We start from the raw sequence: 13,979 nt of genomic DNA, 5'->3' as shown, positions 1-13,979 counted from the left end.
GGCAATGACGGGGCGACCCAGCCGATGGAGCCGCTCTGGAACCCGGCCGGCTACATGCGCAACGTGGTCGAGACCACGCGCGTGCAGGCGGCGTGAGGGGAGGGAGAGATGAGGAACATGCTGATCGGCGCTGCGGCTCTAATTCTGACGTCAGGCCTAGCCGCGCTTGCCGGCCCGAGGACCTACGCCTTTCCCGAGGCAACGGCGCAGCTCCGCCCGGCACCCGCTGGACACGAGAAGGGCCTACAGGCGGCGCAATCCAACTGCATGGCCTGTCACTCGGTCGACTACATCGCGATGCAGCCGCCGAAGAAGGGCGAGGCCTTCTGGGCCTCGGAGGTGACCAAGATGATCAAGGTCTACCACGCCCCCATCGGCGAAGCCGACGGCAAGGCCATCGCCGCCTACTTGACCGAAGCCTATTGAGCCCGACGCCGATGTCCTCGACGATATCGCTTCGATTCATCGGCGTCACATCGAATCACAACCGACACTCGAGGCGCTGTACTATGCCCCTCTGAAGACCGGCGCCGAGCAACTCATCGCCGCGCGCAAGTTGGAGCGGAAAGTCGTTTCACTCCTCAATGCGGAGACAGCCGGGTCTGAGTTAATCGGACTGGGCCCTGCCCCGCCAGCGGATCGCGGTTTTGCGGTCCCAGGCATGGCCGCCGCGCGGCCACTTCGATTGCACATCAAGAGAGATTCTGCTCCATCCGCCCGTGAGCCGCCGCCTCCGGCCAATCTCGTCGAAGAGCGGGCGAGGCCGCCACGGGGGCGGCCCACCTTTTCCTGAGCAGAGATGTGCCTGCCAAGCGAGTTTGCGCGGTGTGACGGCTAGCCCCGCACACGCTACTGGCGAGAGCCAAAGCACTCTCGATCGCCGCTCCGTACTAGGTCGAAAGCATCGCCTTGAGCCGCCCCGGAAAGGCGGCTGAGTGTACGCCGGGCGCCAACGCCTGCGCTCAAGGAAGCCGATCTTAAGGTTTGGAGCACGATTGGCGGCGTAGTGCTCCGATTCCGGGGCGTGCAAGCCCAATGCAGAGTGGTGAAGCAGCCACGCGCGACCGACATGAGCTCTGCGATCAGCTTCGTGTCAGATTCCGCCTCGCTGCAACACACCGCGATCCTACCCCGTTACAAGGTCCTCAATCATCGGACCGATAGGCAGAAGCTCATCAAAGCGAACCTGCGGCCCTTCTGGACCGCAATCCAAGGCAGTGAACGTCAGAGCGGCTCGAAAAAACCTACCCTACCAACTGGTTCAAGCGTGCGAAGGGGTCTACTTCGCCCATTTGGCAATTCCTTACCTTGTCATCTCGGCCCGACCGATGTAGCCGCAGATGAGGAGGTTCTGCTGCCGGAGGCGCTGCGCCTCACGAATGACGTAGAAGGCACCAAGAGGAACTCCGAGGCAGAGTCCGCTGTTGGCTGCGCTCGGAGACCTCGCGTGCCAGTCGAGTCGCATACGATCATCGGACCTGTGCCGCAGGACCTCAAGAGATTCGAGCCGGTGCATAGCCGTTTAATGTAGGTTTAGGGCTGAACACCTATGTCTCTGGTCATTGCTGAAGCTGTGACATTTACCTTCGGGTGCGCGCTGATCCATCGATACAGCGCCAAATCGATTGTTGTTACAGCAACGCTGTCAGCACTTCTAGCTATTATTCTATTTTTTGCATCGCTGCTTTTGAATTGGCAAGCCGTTGGTCTTCTCTGCACGAACGTAGAAGCTGGCTCTCGCTTTCCATCCGAATTTTGTGGTAGTCTCGTGAGCTTCTGACGCTTGGGAGCAGTGTACGGAGACCTTCAATCACTAGCTTGTGCTGTTTCGGCAACCGATGCATCGAGCCTTCACCAACTCGAGAGATGCCGAGAAGGCTGCCCCACGCGAAGGCGCAATACCTTGTCCGCGCAGCACGATCTGCAGAAAAAGGCGGTCGGGCCTCGCGGTCCGACCAAGGTGGGCAGTGGAGAGCGTCGCAGTGCGCGGCGACTGAGCGCCTCTATGCGTCTTCGAGCGCCTCGGTGACATCACGTCCGGTCGGTCCGGCCGAGCGACTCCGGTCCGAAGACGTAGGCGGCCAATGCACACACCAGCACGGCGCAGGAGTACTTCATCGCGTCGCCCATGCCGCCCTGAGTGATGCTGGCGAGCCATGCGATCCCGAGAGGCGCGAAGATCGACGGAAACCGGCCGAGCGCAACGGACCAGCCGAACCCCGATCCGCGGATCTCGGTCGGAAAGAGCTCCGCCACGTGCACCATCCCGATGGCCCACGAGCCACCGATGCCGCCGAAGGCTAGGATCCCGAAGATCACGAACAGAGGGATCGAGGTGGTCGAAAACATCACCCAGAGTGAAGCCGCCAGGACAACGAGCGTGAGCGATCCGGCGGCCTTGCGGCCGATCTTGTCGGAGAGAACGCCGCACCCGATGGAGAAGACGAACATCGAGAGATTGAACAGACCAAGCGTCGCCACCGCTACGGTCGTGCTCATCTTCAGCTGCGAGACCATGAACGGCACCGCGAACACGGTTTCCGCGTAGTAGATGCACGCGAGCGAAACGTAGATGAGCGAGCCCCAGGCGAGGTTGCGTCGAAGCGCAGGGCTAGCCTTGAGCGACTCCCAGAACGAGACACGCTTACGGCGAGTCTGCTTCAGCTTCTCCATCGTCGCGACGTAGCTGGGGCTTTCCTCAAGCTGCATTCGCACGAACAGGATGATGACGGCCGGGAGAACCGCCAGGAAGTACATGGCGCGCCAGCCAAGCCACTCGAGGATCAACGCGGAGACGATCGCAGCGTACACGACTCCCAGCGCATAGCCGGCAAACATCAGACCCGCGCCAAGACCGCGCCGCTTGCTGTCCCAGGACTCAACGACGTACGGGACGCCAACGGTCAATTCGCCGCCCCCGCCGACACCGGTGAAGAAGCGTCCGATCGCAAATTGGACTGGGGTCATCGCGAGACCGGTTAACGCGGTGACGCTCCCGTAAGCGAAGATCGAGAATCCAAGGGTGTGCTTCCGACCAAACCGATCACCAAGCATCCCGAAGACGCAGCTACCGAGCATGTATCCGGCGATAAATATCGACCCAATCAATCCCATTGTCTGAATGCTGACACCAAAATCGAGAGCAATGAGCGCCAACGTCATGCCATAGATATTGATCGCGTAAGCATCGAAGAGATAACCGAGCGTCGCCGCCAGCGTGATCGTATTTCGCGCCTTCTTTGAGATCTTTGGTTCTTCAACCGCCGCGTGTTCGACCACGTCGGCCCGCTGAAATGCCTCATCAAGAGGCCTTATTGTGCTCACTCCTGTGGTCATAAAGCGTTCCTCCAACTTTCGTTATTGCGTGGAAGTAAGAGTTTAACCTCTTCTTATTGGATTTTATCACTGAACGTTCCTAGCACCGGACGAGGCTTCCTGCAGCCGCGCAGATGAAGGAGCTGAAACGAAGGGCGAGGCTGCATAGGAGCTTCGGCGACAGGGTCGACACCGCCTCTGCCACCCGCGCATTTCGCCGGCCGGATGCTGGATTTACGGGGAAGGTTCGGCGCCGCCTGTTGGCGAGATGGATCGGACAGCGCCGTTCCTGATGCGCGCGGTCGATGAACGATCTACTCCAGGAGGCGCAACGCGGTCCACACGGGGCCAAGCCGTTCGCCAGAAGAAGAGATGGGTTCGCCATCCACCGGCTCCTCCAACTATCCAGCGCTTCGCTCGACCGCGTCTTGTTGCGGTGCAAAACAACGCCGGAGTCAAACCTTGCCCGCGAATGGCTTGGAGAGCCAATATTTATTCGAGAGGTATCTATAGGAGATGCCTATCAACGTCCGTAGCAGCCGAATGGCACTCAGTCTGGAAGACGGATCTCGCAATTCCGGCACGCAACAAATCGGTGCCGTGACATCGAATAGCGCGTGCCTATCCAGAGATCCGAACTTTCAAATATTATCGCTTACATAAGGCGCCCAAGGTGTACCCGGTCGATGCAGGCTCCCCTCGGAAAGAGGGCGCGGGTCGTACGGGCGTCACGTCGGCGGATCTTCATTCCGCCTGCGGTGGCGTCCACACCAGAGTGCTCTCCTACGAAGCTCATGCTTTGCATCGCCCCACAAGGCAGCTTTCAGCACGGAACGGGGACATGACCGTAAAGCCAAACCATCCGATCGTCGATATGCGGAGCAGACCCACCTTTCTGCACCCGTTCTTTGGCGCGACACCCGACACCAAGGAGTACGGGGTGGTCCGCTGGCTGAACAGGCGCGTCGGAAGCCGCGACGTCGACCACTTCGCGCGGGCAAAAGGTGTCGACGGCTTCATCGCAGAAATGGATGACGCGGAAATCACCGCCGCCGTGATGGTCGCTCGGAGCGTTCCGGGTGTCCGGGTCAGCAATGACGATCTGGCGGCCGTCGCCGCAAAGTCTCCGGACCGCCTCATCGGGATCGCCTCCGTTGACCCTGTGGAGCTCGGTCGTGAGATGGCCGTGGCTGAAGCCACCCGGGCAGTGCGAGACCTAGGCCTGAAAGGCATTAACTTGGACGCCGGCTTCTACGCGGAGCCCTTAAGGGCTAGCGACGACCGCCTGATGCCCCTGTACGAGCTGTGCCAAGCTCTAGAGGTTCCGGCCTTCATCATGTCGGGCCCAACCACACCAGACCTCGCGTATAACGACCCTGCAGCCGTCGACGTCGTTGCACGAACGTTTCCGCGGCTCAAGATTGTCTGCAGCCACGGCTTCTATCCGCGCATATCCGAGATCGTAACGGTCGCCTTCCGCAATGAGAACGTCTTTGTCTCTCCTGACATGTACACCTTCTCCCCTGGCGGCGGGCTCTACGTTGAGGCCGCGAACGGCTTCATGAAGGATCAGTTCCTCTTCGGAAGCTCCTATCCTTTCCGGCCGATGCGGCAAGGCGTGCAAGACTTTCAAGCTCTTGGCCTTTCGCAGGAGGCCTATGAGAACGCCACGTTCCGCAATGCAAATCGACTGTTCAACCTTGGCTTGAAGAGCTGATGGCAACCCGCGTCCTGCCGACGAACCTGAGTATGGAATTTGAAAGACGGACAAGGGAGGTCTGCGCATGGCAATTCGTGAATGGCCCGCCCCGGGCACCCCAGACATGCAGAGGTTCGGGCAGGCGCGGCGTCAGCTTCATAGCTTGGTACAGTGGCTTGCGAGAATGGAGAGAAGTTACGGGTCAGCGGAAAGCGCGGGCAGCGGCATAACACTCCGGTGGTCCGACACACGCAAAGCCATCATTACAAGCCAACTCGGGCAGGGCCTACGATTGGAATTGAGATTACCAGAGATGGTTCTTCAGTTTTTGGAGGACGATGAGGCGGCCAATCACCCCTTGCACACGGAAGAGCACTCGCCGGCGCACGTTGAGGCGTGGCTTCTCATTGAGCTTCTTCACAGGGGGATTGAAAGGAAGAAGTTCTCCAAAGCTCTCCCATACGACGTCTCCGGGCTGATGTCCGGCGACAGCGAAGAATTCTCGCCGGAAGCTTACCAGCAGGAGTTGGAAGCGCTCACGGATTGGCTTGCCAGAGCAGCAGAAGAGCTTGGCTTGGCAACCGGGAACCCGGTTGGCGAGGAAGACGGTGGGATCGTTCTCCGGCCGGAGGATCTTAGCCTAGAGGCGGCTTCCAGCTCGAACCGGATTCTCGGATTCAAGGCGAGCGGCGCGAAGCTCGGGGAGCCGTTCTTCTACGTACGGACGACAGGTGATGGCGTTCAGCCGGGTAGGCAGACCGAGGTGATTTTACCAGCATCCCAGCTCCCAAGCAGTGGCGGCAGCGATCGACTGAGGACGCTGTTCCAAGCGGCTCAGTGATTCCCTCGGTTTTGGGCCTCAAGAAAATCATTGGGCGTTGCGTCTGATCCGTTTCGGACCGGACGCAATGCCCATCTGCCTGTCAGCCGCTGCGCGGGCAGCGCCCTGGCAAAGAGCTGGCAAGCCGGGGGGAGGCTACGCGATCACCCGATTGGGTTTGGGAGATCGTCCCAGTTCGATCGAGAAGGGTGGCTCGCTCGGGGCAGTGGTCTGCCAACTCCGAGGCGACTCTGGCCGCACTTCGTTCAAGATGAGGTCAAAACCTCCGCGCCTGTTCAGATCTTTGACAGCTGTAACGAGGATATTCGCGATCGGCGTCATCAGCTCGCCCTCCGCCCAGAACAGGCCCACATCCTGGCTGACGATCGGGTCGAGGATCTGCAGCGCCTTGGTTCCGCGGTGCAGGCCAGGCATGCGCGTGAAGTGTTCGGGTATGATGGTGCAGAGGCCTCCGAACTGCACCTGAAACATCAGATGCAGAATGGACTCCGACTCGACCCGCGGGATTGGCTGCCGACCCACCTGCTCAAAGATCGTATCGACAAATCGACGTTCATGGAGTGCAGGTCGCAGCATCGCCAACGGCAAGTCCGCAACCTCTCGCCACGTTACGCTCGTCCTATCATGAAATTCTTCGGTGTCCGGAACCAGAATGCACAGCTTCTCCGTATAAATCTTCAACGAATTGCGCCGCCCGAGGTCAGCAACATCCAGATACGTGAGCGCAGCATCCAGCGAAAAATTATTGAGGCCTGCCTTCATGGCATCATTGCCGAGAAAGCGGACATCCATCACAACGTTCGGGTGCTGCTTGCGGACGAGCTGGAGAAGCACCGGAAGCACTGGGGACATCGAGGGCATGGCCCCCATCCGTAACCGGCCGGATAAGTTTCCTCTCATCTCCGCAATTTCGTCGCGCATCGCCTCGCAGTGGCCAACGACGTTGCGCGCCCACTTGACCACACGCTCACCCTCCGGGGTCAGCCCGTGAAAGCGCTGGCCACGGCCGCGAAGAAAGATCGGCACCCCGATTTCGAGCTCAAGTTGCTTTATGCCGACGGATAGACTCGGTTGAGTTACGTTACAGCGATCAGCGGCGCGCCCGAAGTGTTCTTCGTCCACTACAGCCAAGAGGTACTTAAACTGGCGCAAAAACATCGGCGTTCCACCCTTCGAGGCAAGCCCGTGAGTTTGCTCGCACTTCAGCTTGCGGCGCCTAGACTACCTCATAGATGGAATTTTTCAAAATCTAAAATTCGTGCCTTTCATCTATCAACCCGTCCCTGCCCGTCCGGCCGGTCGCTGGGCCGTTCCGAGGAGGGTTCATATGCCGTTGCGCGCCTTCAGACGCCCGGCAGGGAGCTGGCAAATAGGCGTAGAACCACCATCACCCCGGTCGCGACCAGAATGAGCGCGGCGGTTGCATGCAGGGTCTTCTCGGTCACGCCATGGGCGAGCTTGGCTCCCGCGACACTTCCTACGACCAAGCCGATCGCGAGCTGGGCGCCCATGTGCGCGTCGAGGGACCCCACGAGGTAGGAGCCAGCTGTGGCAAGCCCGGCCACGGGGAGTTGGATCGCCTGCCCCAGGCCGACAGCGGCAAGCACGGGAAAGCCGAGCCACATCAGAAGCGGGACGAGCACGACCGGGCCGCCCGTTCCGGTCATCGCGGAGATGATGCCGATGGCCACCCCGATCCCCACCGCTCCGGTCGTACGCAGCGAATACCGTTCGACGGACCCACGAAGCCTGCCGCTGAGGCTGTTGACCCCAGCTCCCACTGCCAGCGCAGCAATGAGGATTTGCACGGCAACGGGGTTCACCAGCTGTATGGCCCAGGCGCCAAAAAGAGCGCCTGGCGCGGCACCGAGACACAGCTCGAGAGCAAGCTTGCGATCGATGGCGCCGCTACGGCCGAAGAGCAGGGTGCCCGTCAGTCCCGTGGCGATGTAGCCCATCATCGCGGCTGCGGCAGCTGTCGCAACCGGAACCCCGCAGCCAAAGGTCAGAAGCGGAACGAGGATGACCCCGCCTACGCCAACGCATCCGATCATCAGGCCCGCGACGAGGCCGATGCCCACAAGAGTGGGCGTCAAGGCTAGGATCCATCCGCCCGACATGCGCGCGCTACCCGAATTTGTCGTAGCGGATTCGATCGGGTGTGGCTCGCGCTCCGACGATCAATGTACGCAGCGCGCCATCGACCATCGGCGGAGGCCCAGCGATGTAGCTCATGACATTGTCGTAGCGGCCCTCCATGGCTCGGGCGCAAACTTCGTGGACCATGCCGGAAGCAAGTCGCACCTCAGGATGCTGGGCGTGAAACGTCTCGCCGCAGTCCTCGTCGGATAGAGCAATCGTGACCTCTAGGTTGCCGTCAGCCGCCCTCACATACCGCGAGAATTCCTCCAGGTAGAAGCAGTCCACCAGCTTCCGAACTCCGAAGAACACGTAACCGCGGTGAGTTCGAAAATAATCCTCCTGCGTGGCGCGCTCCAGGATCGACATCATTCCGGCCACGCCAGAGCCCCCGGCGATCATCAGGAGATTATGATCTTCCTCAGGATGGAATGTCGCTCGTCCGAGCGGACCGAACACGTCGGTGACCTGCCCCTCGCGCGCCTCTTCGAAGAGCCAGTTTCCGAAGCCTCCGCCCGGCTTCCTCTTCACGACAAGCTGAAGGTTTCGGACGTTCCTGCCGTAACTCACCATCGAGTAGGCCCGCATCCCCTCGAGGCCGGCGACGCGCAGGAGCACGAATTGGCCGGCGTCGAAGGAGATGGGCTGTGAGAGTGACAGCTCGAAATGAACGACGTCGGGCGTCAAGCGCTTGATCACGTTGAGGCGCCCGTCGAAGTGCCGCGGGAGCGCATGCCGCGGGAACCCAATGCTCACGTTAGCCGGAACCCGCACGACGCAGTCGGTCAGCGGTCGGGTCTGACACATGAGGATCTCGCCTCTCTCCCGCTTCACGCGGCTGTGCCCGGGTGCCTCATCCCAATCGACCGCGACCTCCCCCGATCCGACCTTGGCCCTACAGCTCCCGCACGTTCCGGTTGCGCACTCGTACGGAAGGGTGACGCCCTGCCTCAAGCCGGCATGAAGGATGGTCTCTCCCGGCTCACAGGCGAATCCCGTCGATCCCGATTTCGACTGAACCTCGATCAGGCGGGTGTCCCTGACAGGCTCAGGAATCTCCGGCGAAGCGCTGAGATCTTCCGAGAAGGGACTGGGGCTCAGGTTAGAATCAAGCATTAGCAAAGAAGTCCTCATCATCGTCGGCATCCTCATCGAAATCGTAGGTGAGCTCCTGCTCAACGAACGCAAGCAGCCGACTGCCCTCCTGCTTGACCTCGTAGGTCTTCAGCTCCTTCTCGGTCTCTCCCATGAGGTCGAGGTTGCGCAGATCCCAAGCCCACAGGTGCTTGGTGCATGTGAGCACACAGCCCGCCACAACACCGGACTCGTCGAGGGGCTCCTCCATGTGAGGACAGATGGGCGGCATCGCCCGAAATCCCTCGCCGTAGTTCGCGACGATGATTCTGATGCCGTCGACGTCTACGAGCTTCAGCGAATTACTGCTCACTTCGGAGACATCGCAGAGGTATTTCCAGCTCATGGGAACCGCCAATTCTGGAGAACAGGTTCATCCGAGTAAGCAGGGCTCACAACGCGAGCCCTGGTGCTTTGCACGCACGAGCGAAGGGACGGTGAGTTCCAGTGGGCCCGACGGACGCCGCGACAGGCGTTCAGAGGGGCCAGTGGGATCCCTTGTCGAGACGTCTGTTCAGCAGCCTGAGCTCGCGGGCGGTGAACTTGACCGCCCCCTCCTCGAACCGGAGCTGATCGTAGTACTTGCCGACCAGAAAGAGCCGGCTCTCGCCCGAGTCGATGTGCGAGTTCGTGCCGTCGAGCAGGTGCTGGAAGATCACCACCGAGGAGATCACCTGTGCCGTCGTGCCGTCGGAAGAGAGCTCGACGGTGTAGACGCTGGTGTGGCGCGTGAGCGGCGAGTGATCGGTGTTGTGCTTCGGCAGCAGGCGGATCAAGCTATCGAGATCCTTGCGCGAGGCATGAAGGTAGGTCATGTCGTAGTTGATTTCCGGGCTCCACGACTTGATGTCGTAGGTGAAATCTTCGGCGCAGAGCGCCAGCCAGTCGTTCCAGCGCTGCTCGTCCAGCATCAGGCTCGCCTGGTAGACGGCGTCGCGCGCCAGTCCCTGCCGCTGGTCGAGGTACGAACCGACCTGCCCAGCGCCGCCGGTCAACATTGAGGTTTCCATCGCCGCATCCTTCCTGGGGTCCATCGGATTGCTCAGCGCCGGCGCTCGGACCGGGTCGTGATCGGTCGTGCGCCTCGGTCATGAGAGCGTCTCGAGGCCGTGTGGGCCGAGATCGTTCGCCGCGCGCTTCTTGGTCGGAGCCGACGGAGCCGCAGGGCCCGCCGGCCGCCGGGATCGTGGCTACTCTGCCGCGACGGCAGTCGGCGCAATGTAGGGCTTGGTCGGATCGCTCGGCAGGCGATCCATCCACCGGCCCCACTCGTCGTAGTAGTGCCGCATGCCGTTCTCGTCGTGGATGGTCTGGTTCTCCTGCCGGCCGTGCAGGATCCGCCGTGGCTCGGAGCCGGGCCGCATTGTGGTGCCCTGGCCCTGCACTCCGATCAGATCCTCGTGCAGGTTCCGGCCGAAGGGCCCCCAAATCGAGTTGTGGTGGTTGATCCGGGTCTGGCGCTCCTCCTTCGTGTCGCGCTTCAGCCCGAGCCCGCGGAACTCGATCATCGTCTTGTTGGGACCGAGCGGCGTGACGACGTCGCAGCGCAGTGCCGAGCCGCGAAGATTGAAATTCATCCCCGGAAAGAGGTCGATCATGTACCACTGGTTTGGCGGGAGGTGGGGGAACGACAGTCCAGCCCGGCTCTCGAAGCCCTCGTACTGGTCGTAGTTCACCTCGAAGGTCCCCACGACGATGTGTCCGTGGTCGAACGACTCGTTCTTCCTGGCAAAGTACGCATCGTTGAAGCCGGTCACCCGGTTATGATAGTGCATGAAGTCGTGGTAGAATTCACAGTTCGTGTCGTGCCAGAGCTTGTAATTCGTGTCGACGATGGCCTTGTGGTAGTGGAAGACCTCCATGGGCTCCGCATCGAGCGTCTTGCGCAGACATTCGAACGGCGCTCCCGCCCAGTCCTCCAGCGGCACGGGATCGTCGGCTAGGTTGACCCACACGAAGCCGCCGAACTTCACCTCGCAGCGCAGTCGGCGCAAGCCCACATCCTCCTTGCAGAGGCGGTCCTGGTATCCTTCCTTCTCGCGGCTGACGTAGACGCAGTTGCCCTTCATGTCGAACTGCCAGGCATGGAACATGCAGGTCATCCGCTTCGGGTTGCCCGAGGGCTGCCCCTCGTAGAAGCTCCCGGATGGTCGGCGCTCAATGATCATGCCGCGATGGGGGCAGACGTTGAGGAAGGCGCGCACCACGTTATCGGGTCCCCGGCAGACGACGACCGGCTCGTTGGCGATGCTGGTGGTGCGGAAGTCGTAGGGCTTCGGCAGTTCCGACTCGTGGCAGACCGGAATCCACGTCCGCTTGAAGATTTTCTCCAGCTCTTCATCGAAGATCGCCTGGTCTGTGTAGAGCCGGCTGTCGATCCATTCCCCCTGCTGAAGGGGTGGGTTCGCGGTCCATTGCTTGTAGTTTCTGGCCGGCATCGAATTCCTCCTCGCGGTTATCGCTCATCTTTGGCCTGGCGCGGCGACAGGAAGTCGCCCCCGCGTGGCAGATGAAGATTTTCGAGCCAGGACACTTCGCACTGTCAGAGATCGATTGGCCTAGAAGCCGCCTCGGGCGTCGATCAAGAACGGTGCAGGACGTTTCCTGACATCGCTGAAGGTGAGGATGGCCCAGCGTTTGGGGCCGGACTAATTAAAAGTCGCTATCGATCGATAGCCCTCGGTGTACCTGTACGTGCCGTCCAGAGGCCCTCCCGCGGGTCTGCTTCAGCACGCCGGGGCCGCTCCGAAGTATCCGAGCCGGAGGTGTAGGCGCGGCCGCCGAACGCAGCCGGACAGCGCAATTGTTTGATAATACTAACTTTCGGGTGCCTACAGCCTTTGAGCCGCGCGCGCCGCCGCGACGGTCGATGATGACGATCTGAGGTCAGGAAGCCGCACGCAGAAAGGTCGGGCGGTGCACGTCGCAGCATGGTGATAGAGGCTGTCGATCAGCAAAGAGCGACGCTCAAATAGAAGCTCGTCCCCATCACAGCTAGCAATGGCATGCGGCACGTCGGTTTTGACCTTCGCGCCTGCACTACACTGGCCAGTTGGTTCAGCGGTGCGGTCTCGGAAAGCACCCGGATCGGATGGCCCCAGGCCTCGGGGAGACCCTGTGCATGTCGAATTCTGCCACGCCGGTAGCTTCCGGAGCAGCACCGAATTTCGGTGTCTTCCATGAGATCGCTCCGGGCCTGATCTTTTCTGCCGCGATCGCGATCGTCAGCACTTGGCTTCAACCGATGCTGCCGAAGGCCCTCCCGCTCCCGACGATGGTGCTCGCACTGCTGCTCGGCATCCTCCTTCACCGTTCAGCCAGTCACGCCCTGTTCCAGCCGGGGATGCGCTTCTGTGTGAAGGTCCTGCTGCGCTGGTCCGTGGCCCTGCTCGGGCTCAAAATCGCTCTCGGGGACATCTTCGATCTCGGCCTGGGAGCCGCCCTCGTTGTCGTGTTCGCCATGGCCGGCACGATGATCTCGTCGTTTGCGCTCGCCAAGGTGTTCGGACAGTCGCCGATGTATGCGGCTCTGGCGGGGGCGGCGACGGCGGTCTGTGGAGCGTCAGCCACGCTGGCAACCTCTACCGTGGTGCCCAACTACAAGGAGAAGGATGTCGATGTCGCGTTCGTGGTCATCGGCGTGAATCTGCTCGCCACGGTCGCCATGCTTCTCTATCCGCTCTTGGGACACTGGTTCGGCTTCACCGATCGAGCCGTGGGCATCCTTCTCGGCGGCACGATCCACGACGTCGCTCAAGTGGTGGGGGCCGGCTACTCGATCTCCGACGAGGCAGGGAATGCAGCTGTCATCGTGAAGCTGTTCCGGGTCTTCCTCCTTCTGCCCGTGGTCCTGGCGGTCGGATTCTACTTCTCGAAGGCAGGCATGGGATCGGAGACCGGCAAGGTTCCCGTCCCGATGTTTGCGTTCGCGTTCCTCGCCCTCTGCGTCGTGAACAGCATCTCTCAGAACTCAACGATCGTTGCACCTTTCTTCGAGCCCATCAAGTCAGCGCTGGTTTCGCTTTCAACGTGGGGGCTCTTGCTCGCCATCGCCGCATTGGGGCTGAATACGTCGCTACGGTCCGTTATGTCGCTGGGCTGGCGTCATATCGCGACGCTTTTCGGAAGCGCAGCCTTCATTCTCGTGTTCGTTGCGGTCGGGCTTGCGCTCGTGTGATGGCCGCGGCGCTCTGAAGAGCGTCGCTGTCTCGACCGCGTAATACCGGTCATCGCACGTTGGCCATCGCGCTTGCCAAGCGAGCTTTCTGAAATTTTAGGCCGCTCCCTTCCCGCAACGCTGGGTATGGCTGTCCAGGAATCGTCCTCCAATGATTATCTGCTCTTGTAACGTGCTCTCGGATGGTGAGGTGCGCGCCTGCCTGCGGGGAAGCGCGTCATGTCCGCGTACTCCCGCGCAGGTCTATGCCTGTCTGGGCTGTAGTCCGAGGTGCGGTCGCTGCGCTCAGACGATCCGATCAATCCTACGCAAAGCCTGCGACGACATCGAACAACCGCACATCAATGTTCATGCGATGACACCATCATTGCTTCGAGCGGGCCCGGTCGTCGAAACATCACTGCTTGATCGATAGGTTGATCCGACATTTTCGCCAACGAGCGCGACTCCATGCTGCCTGATCAACAGCCAGAACTCGGTTCAGGGACATTGATCGACCCGCAACACGCCGTCAGCACCAAAAGTGCGGATGAACCCCAAAAGGGACCCGCCAGCTCCCTTTTGAGTCAAGCACTTAGTACTACTGTGTCACAAACGAGCGATGGCAGCAGGGACATCGGTGAAGGGACAGGACCAGTGCACGCGCCAGTCTCAAGCGCAGGCTCTTGATGGAA

At 61.0% G+C, this 13,979-nt stretch carries 12 protein-coding genes; 5 read left to right on the top strand and 7 right to left on the bottom strand.

The window, feature by feature from the left end:
* Positions 1–108: 108 nt before the first annotated feature.
* Positions 109–426, top strand: a complete 318-nt coding sequence (gene sorB, locus WDW90_RS29610) for a SorB family sulfite dehydrogenase c-type cytochrome subunit (RefSeq protein ID WP_336491080.1) — start codon at positions 109–111, stop codon at positions 424–426.
* 1,605 nt (positions 427–2,031) lie between these two features.
* On the opposite strand, the gene WDW90_RS29605 is transcribed toward sorB, so the two are convergent.
* On the bottom strand, positions 2,032–3,336 hold the full coding sequence (locus WDW90_RS29605; RefSeq protein WP_336491079.1) for an MFS transporter: 1,305 nt from the start codon (positions 3,334–3,336) through the stop codon (positions 2,032–2,034).
* 820 nt (positions 3,337–4,156) lie between these two features.
* Between WDW90_RS29605 and WDW90_RS29600 the strand changes: the two genes are divergently transcribed.
* Together WDW90_RS29600 and WDW90_RS29595 are read left to right on the top strand one after the other, a co-directional pair.
* Positions 4,157–5,032, top strand: coding sequence for an amidohydrolase family protein (locus WDW90_RS29600; protein ID WP_147027695.1), 876 nt, complete (start codon positions 4,157–4,159; stop codon positions 5,030–5,032).
* Between the two features lie 295 nt (positions 5,033–5,327).
* On the top strand, positions 5,328–5,855 hold the full coding sequence (locus WDW90_RS29595; RefSeq protein ID WP_336491078.1) for a hypothetical protein: 528 nt from the start codon (positions 5,328–5,330) through the stop codon (positions 5,853–5,855).
* 135 nt (positions 5,856–5,990) lie between these two features.
* Here the strand turns inward: WDW90_RS29595 and WDW90_RS29590 are convergent, their stop codons facing one another.
* The 6 genes from WDW90_RS29590 to WDW90_RS29565 form a co-directional block, all read right to left on the bottom strand.
* The gene (locus WDW90_RS29590; protein ID WP_336491077.1) at positions 5,991–7,013 is read right to left on the bottom strand and encodes a LysR family transcriptional regulator; all 1,023 of its coding nucleotides are present in this window, start codon (positions 7,011–7,013) and stop codon (positions 5,991–5,993) included.
* A gap of 185 nt (positions 7,014–7,198) precedes the next feature.
* The gene (locus WDW90_RS29585; protein WP_336491076.1) at positions 7,199–7,951 is read right to left on the bottom strand and encodes a sulfite exporter TauE/SafE family protein; all 753 of its coding nucleotides are present in this window, start codon (positions 7,949–7,951) and stop codon (positions 7,199–7,201) included.
* A 31-nt stretch (positions 7,952–7,982) separates the two neighbouring features.
* Positions 7,983–9,131 (bottom strand): 2Fe-2S iron-sulfur cluster-binding protein, encoded by a 1,149-nt coding sequence (locus WDW90_RS29580; protein WP_336491075.1) that lies wholly within the window; start codon positions 9,129–9,131, stop codon positions 7,983–7,985.
* Entirely contained in the window at positions 9,103–9,474 is a 372-nt protein-coding gene (locus tag WDW90_RS29575; RefSeq protein ID WP_336491074.1) for a Rieske 2Fe-2S domain-containing protein, read from the bottom strand. The genes WDW90_RS29580 and WDW90_RS29575 overlap by 29 nt, the downstream gene beginning before the upstream one ends.
* A 130-nt stretch (positions 9,475–9,604) precedes the next feature.
* Positions 9,605–10,162: a nuclear transport factor 2 family protein gene (locus tag WDW90_RS29570; RefSeq protein WP_336491073.1), complete on the bottom strand. Its 558-nt coding sequence runs from the start codon at positions 10,160–10,162 to the stop codon at positions 9,605–9,607.
* A gap of 156 nt (positions 10,163–10,318) precedes the next feature.
* The gene (locus tag WDW90_RS29565; protein WP_336491072.1) at positions 10,319–11,566 is read right to left on the bottom strand and encodes an aromatic ring-hydroxylating oxygenase subunit alpha; all 1,248 of its coding nucleotides are present in this window, start codon (positions 11,564–11,566) and stop codon (positions 10,319–10,321) included.
* Positions 11,567–12,249: 683 nt separating this feature from the next.
* Here WDW90_RS29565 and WDW90_RS29560 point away from each other — a divergent pair.
* Both WDW90_RS29560 and WDW90_RS29555 read left to right on the top strand, forming a co-directional pair.
* Complete coding sequence (locus WDW90_RS29560) at positions 12,250–13,305, top strand: YeiH family protein (protein ID WP_336491071.1); 1,056 nt, start codon at positions 12,250–12,252, stop codon at positions 13,303–13,305.
* 151 nt (positions 13,306–13,456) lie between these two features.
* Positions 13,457–13,720, top strand: coding sequence for a (2Fe-2S)-binding protein (locus WDW90_RS29555; RefSeq protein ID WP_431311149.1), 264 nt, complete (start codon positions 13,457–13,459; stop codon positions 13,718–13,720).
* Positions 13,721–13,979: the final 259 nt, after the last annotated feature.

The sequence above is a fragment of the Methylobacterium nigriterrae genome, from assembly GCF_037106235.1.
In the GTDB taxonomy this organism is placed as follows: Bacteria; Pseudomonadota; Alphaproteobacteria; order Rhizobiales; family Beijerinckiaceae; genus Methylobacterium; species Methylobacterium nigriterrae.
This window is presented reverse-complemented; position numbering and strand designations above follow the sequence as displayed.

Coding starts and splice junctions, on each gene's coding strand:
- WDW90_RS29560 (WP_336491071.1), top strand. CDS start 12,250: ATGTCGAATTCTGCCACGCCGGTAGCTTCCGGAGCAGCACCGAATTTC.
- WDW90_RS29605 (WP_336491079.1), bottom strand. CDS start 3,336: ATGACCACAGGAGTGAGCACAATAAGGCCTCTTGATGAGGCATTTCAG.
- WDW90_RS29565 (WP_336491072.1), bottom strand. CDS start 11,566: ATGCCGGCCAGAAACTACAAGCAATGGACCGCGAACCCACCCCTTCAG.
- WDW90_RS29595 (WP_336491078.1), top strand. CDS start 5,328: ATGGTTCTTCAGTTTTTGGAGGACGATGAGGCGGCCAATCACCCCTTG.
- WDW90_RS29575 (WP_336491074.1), bottom strand. CDS start 9,474: ATGAGCTGGAAATACCTCTGCGATGTCTCCGAAGTGAGCAGTAATTCG.
- WDW90_RS29590 (WP_336491077.1), bottom strand. CDS start 7,013: ATGTTTTTGCGCCAGTTTAAGTACCTCTTGGCTGTAGTGGACGAAGAA.
- WDW90_RS29570 (WP_336491073.1), bottom strand. CDS start 10,162: ATGGACCCCAGGAAGGATGCGGCGATGGAAACCTCAATGTTGACCGGC.
- WDW90_RS29580 (WP_336491075.1), bottom strand. CDS start 9,131: ATGATGAGGACTTCTTTGCTAATGCTTGATTCTAACCTGAGCCCCAGT.
- WDW90_RS29600 (WP_147027695.1), top strand. CDS start 4,157: ATGACCGTAAAGCCAAACCATCCGATCGTCGATATGCGGAGCAGACCC.
- sorB (WP_336491080.1), top strand. CDS start 109: ATGAGGAACATGCTGATCGGCGCTGCGGCTCTAATTCTGACGTCAGGC.
- WDW90_RS29555 (WP_431311149.1), top strand. CDS start 13,457: ATGATTATCTGCTCTTGTAACGTGCTCTCGGATGGTGAGGTGCGCGCC.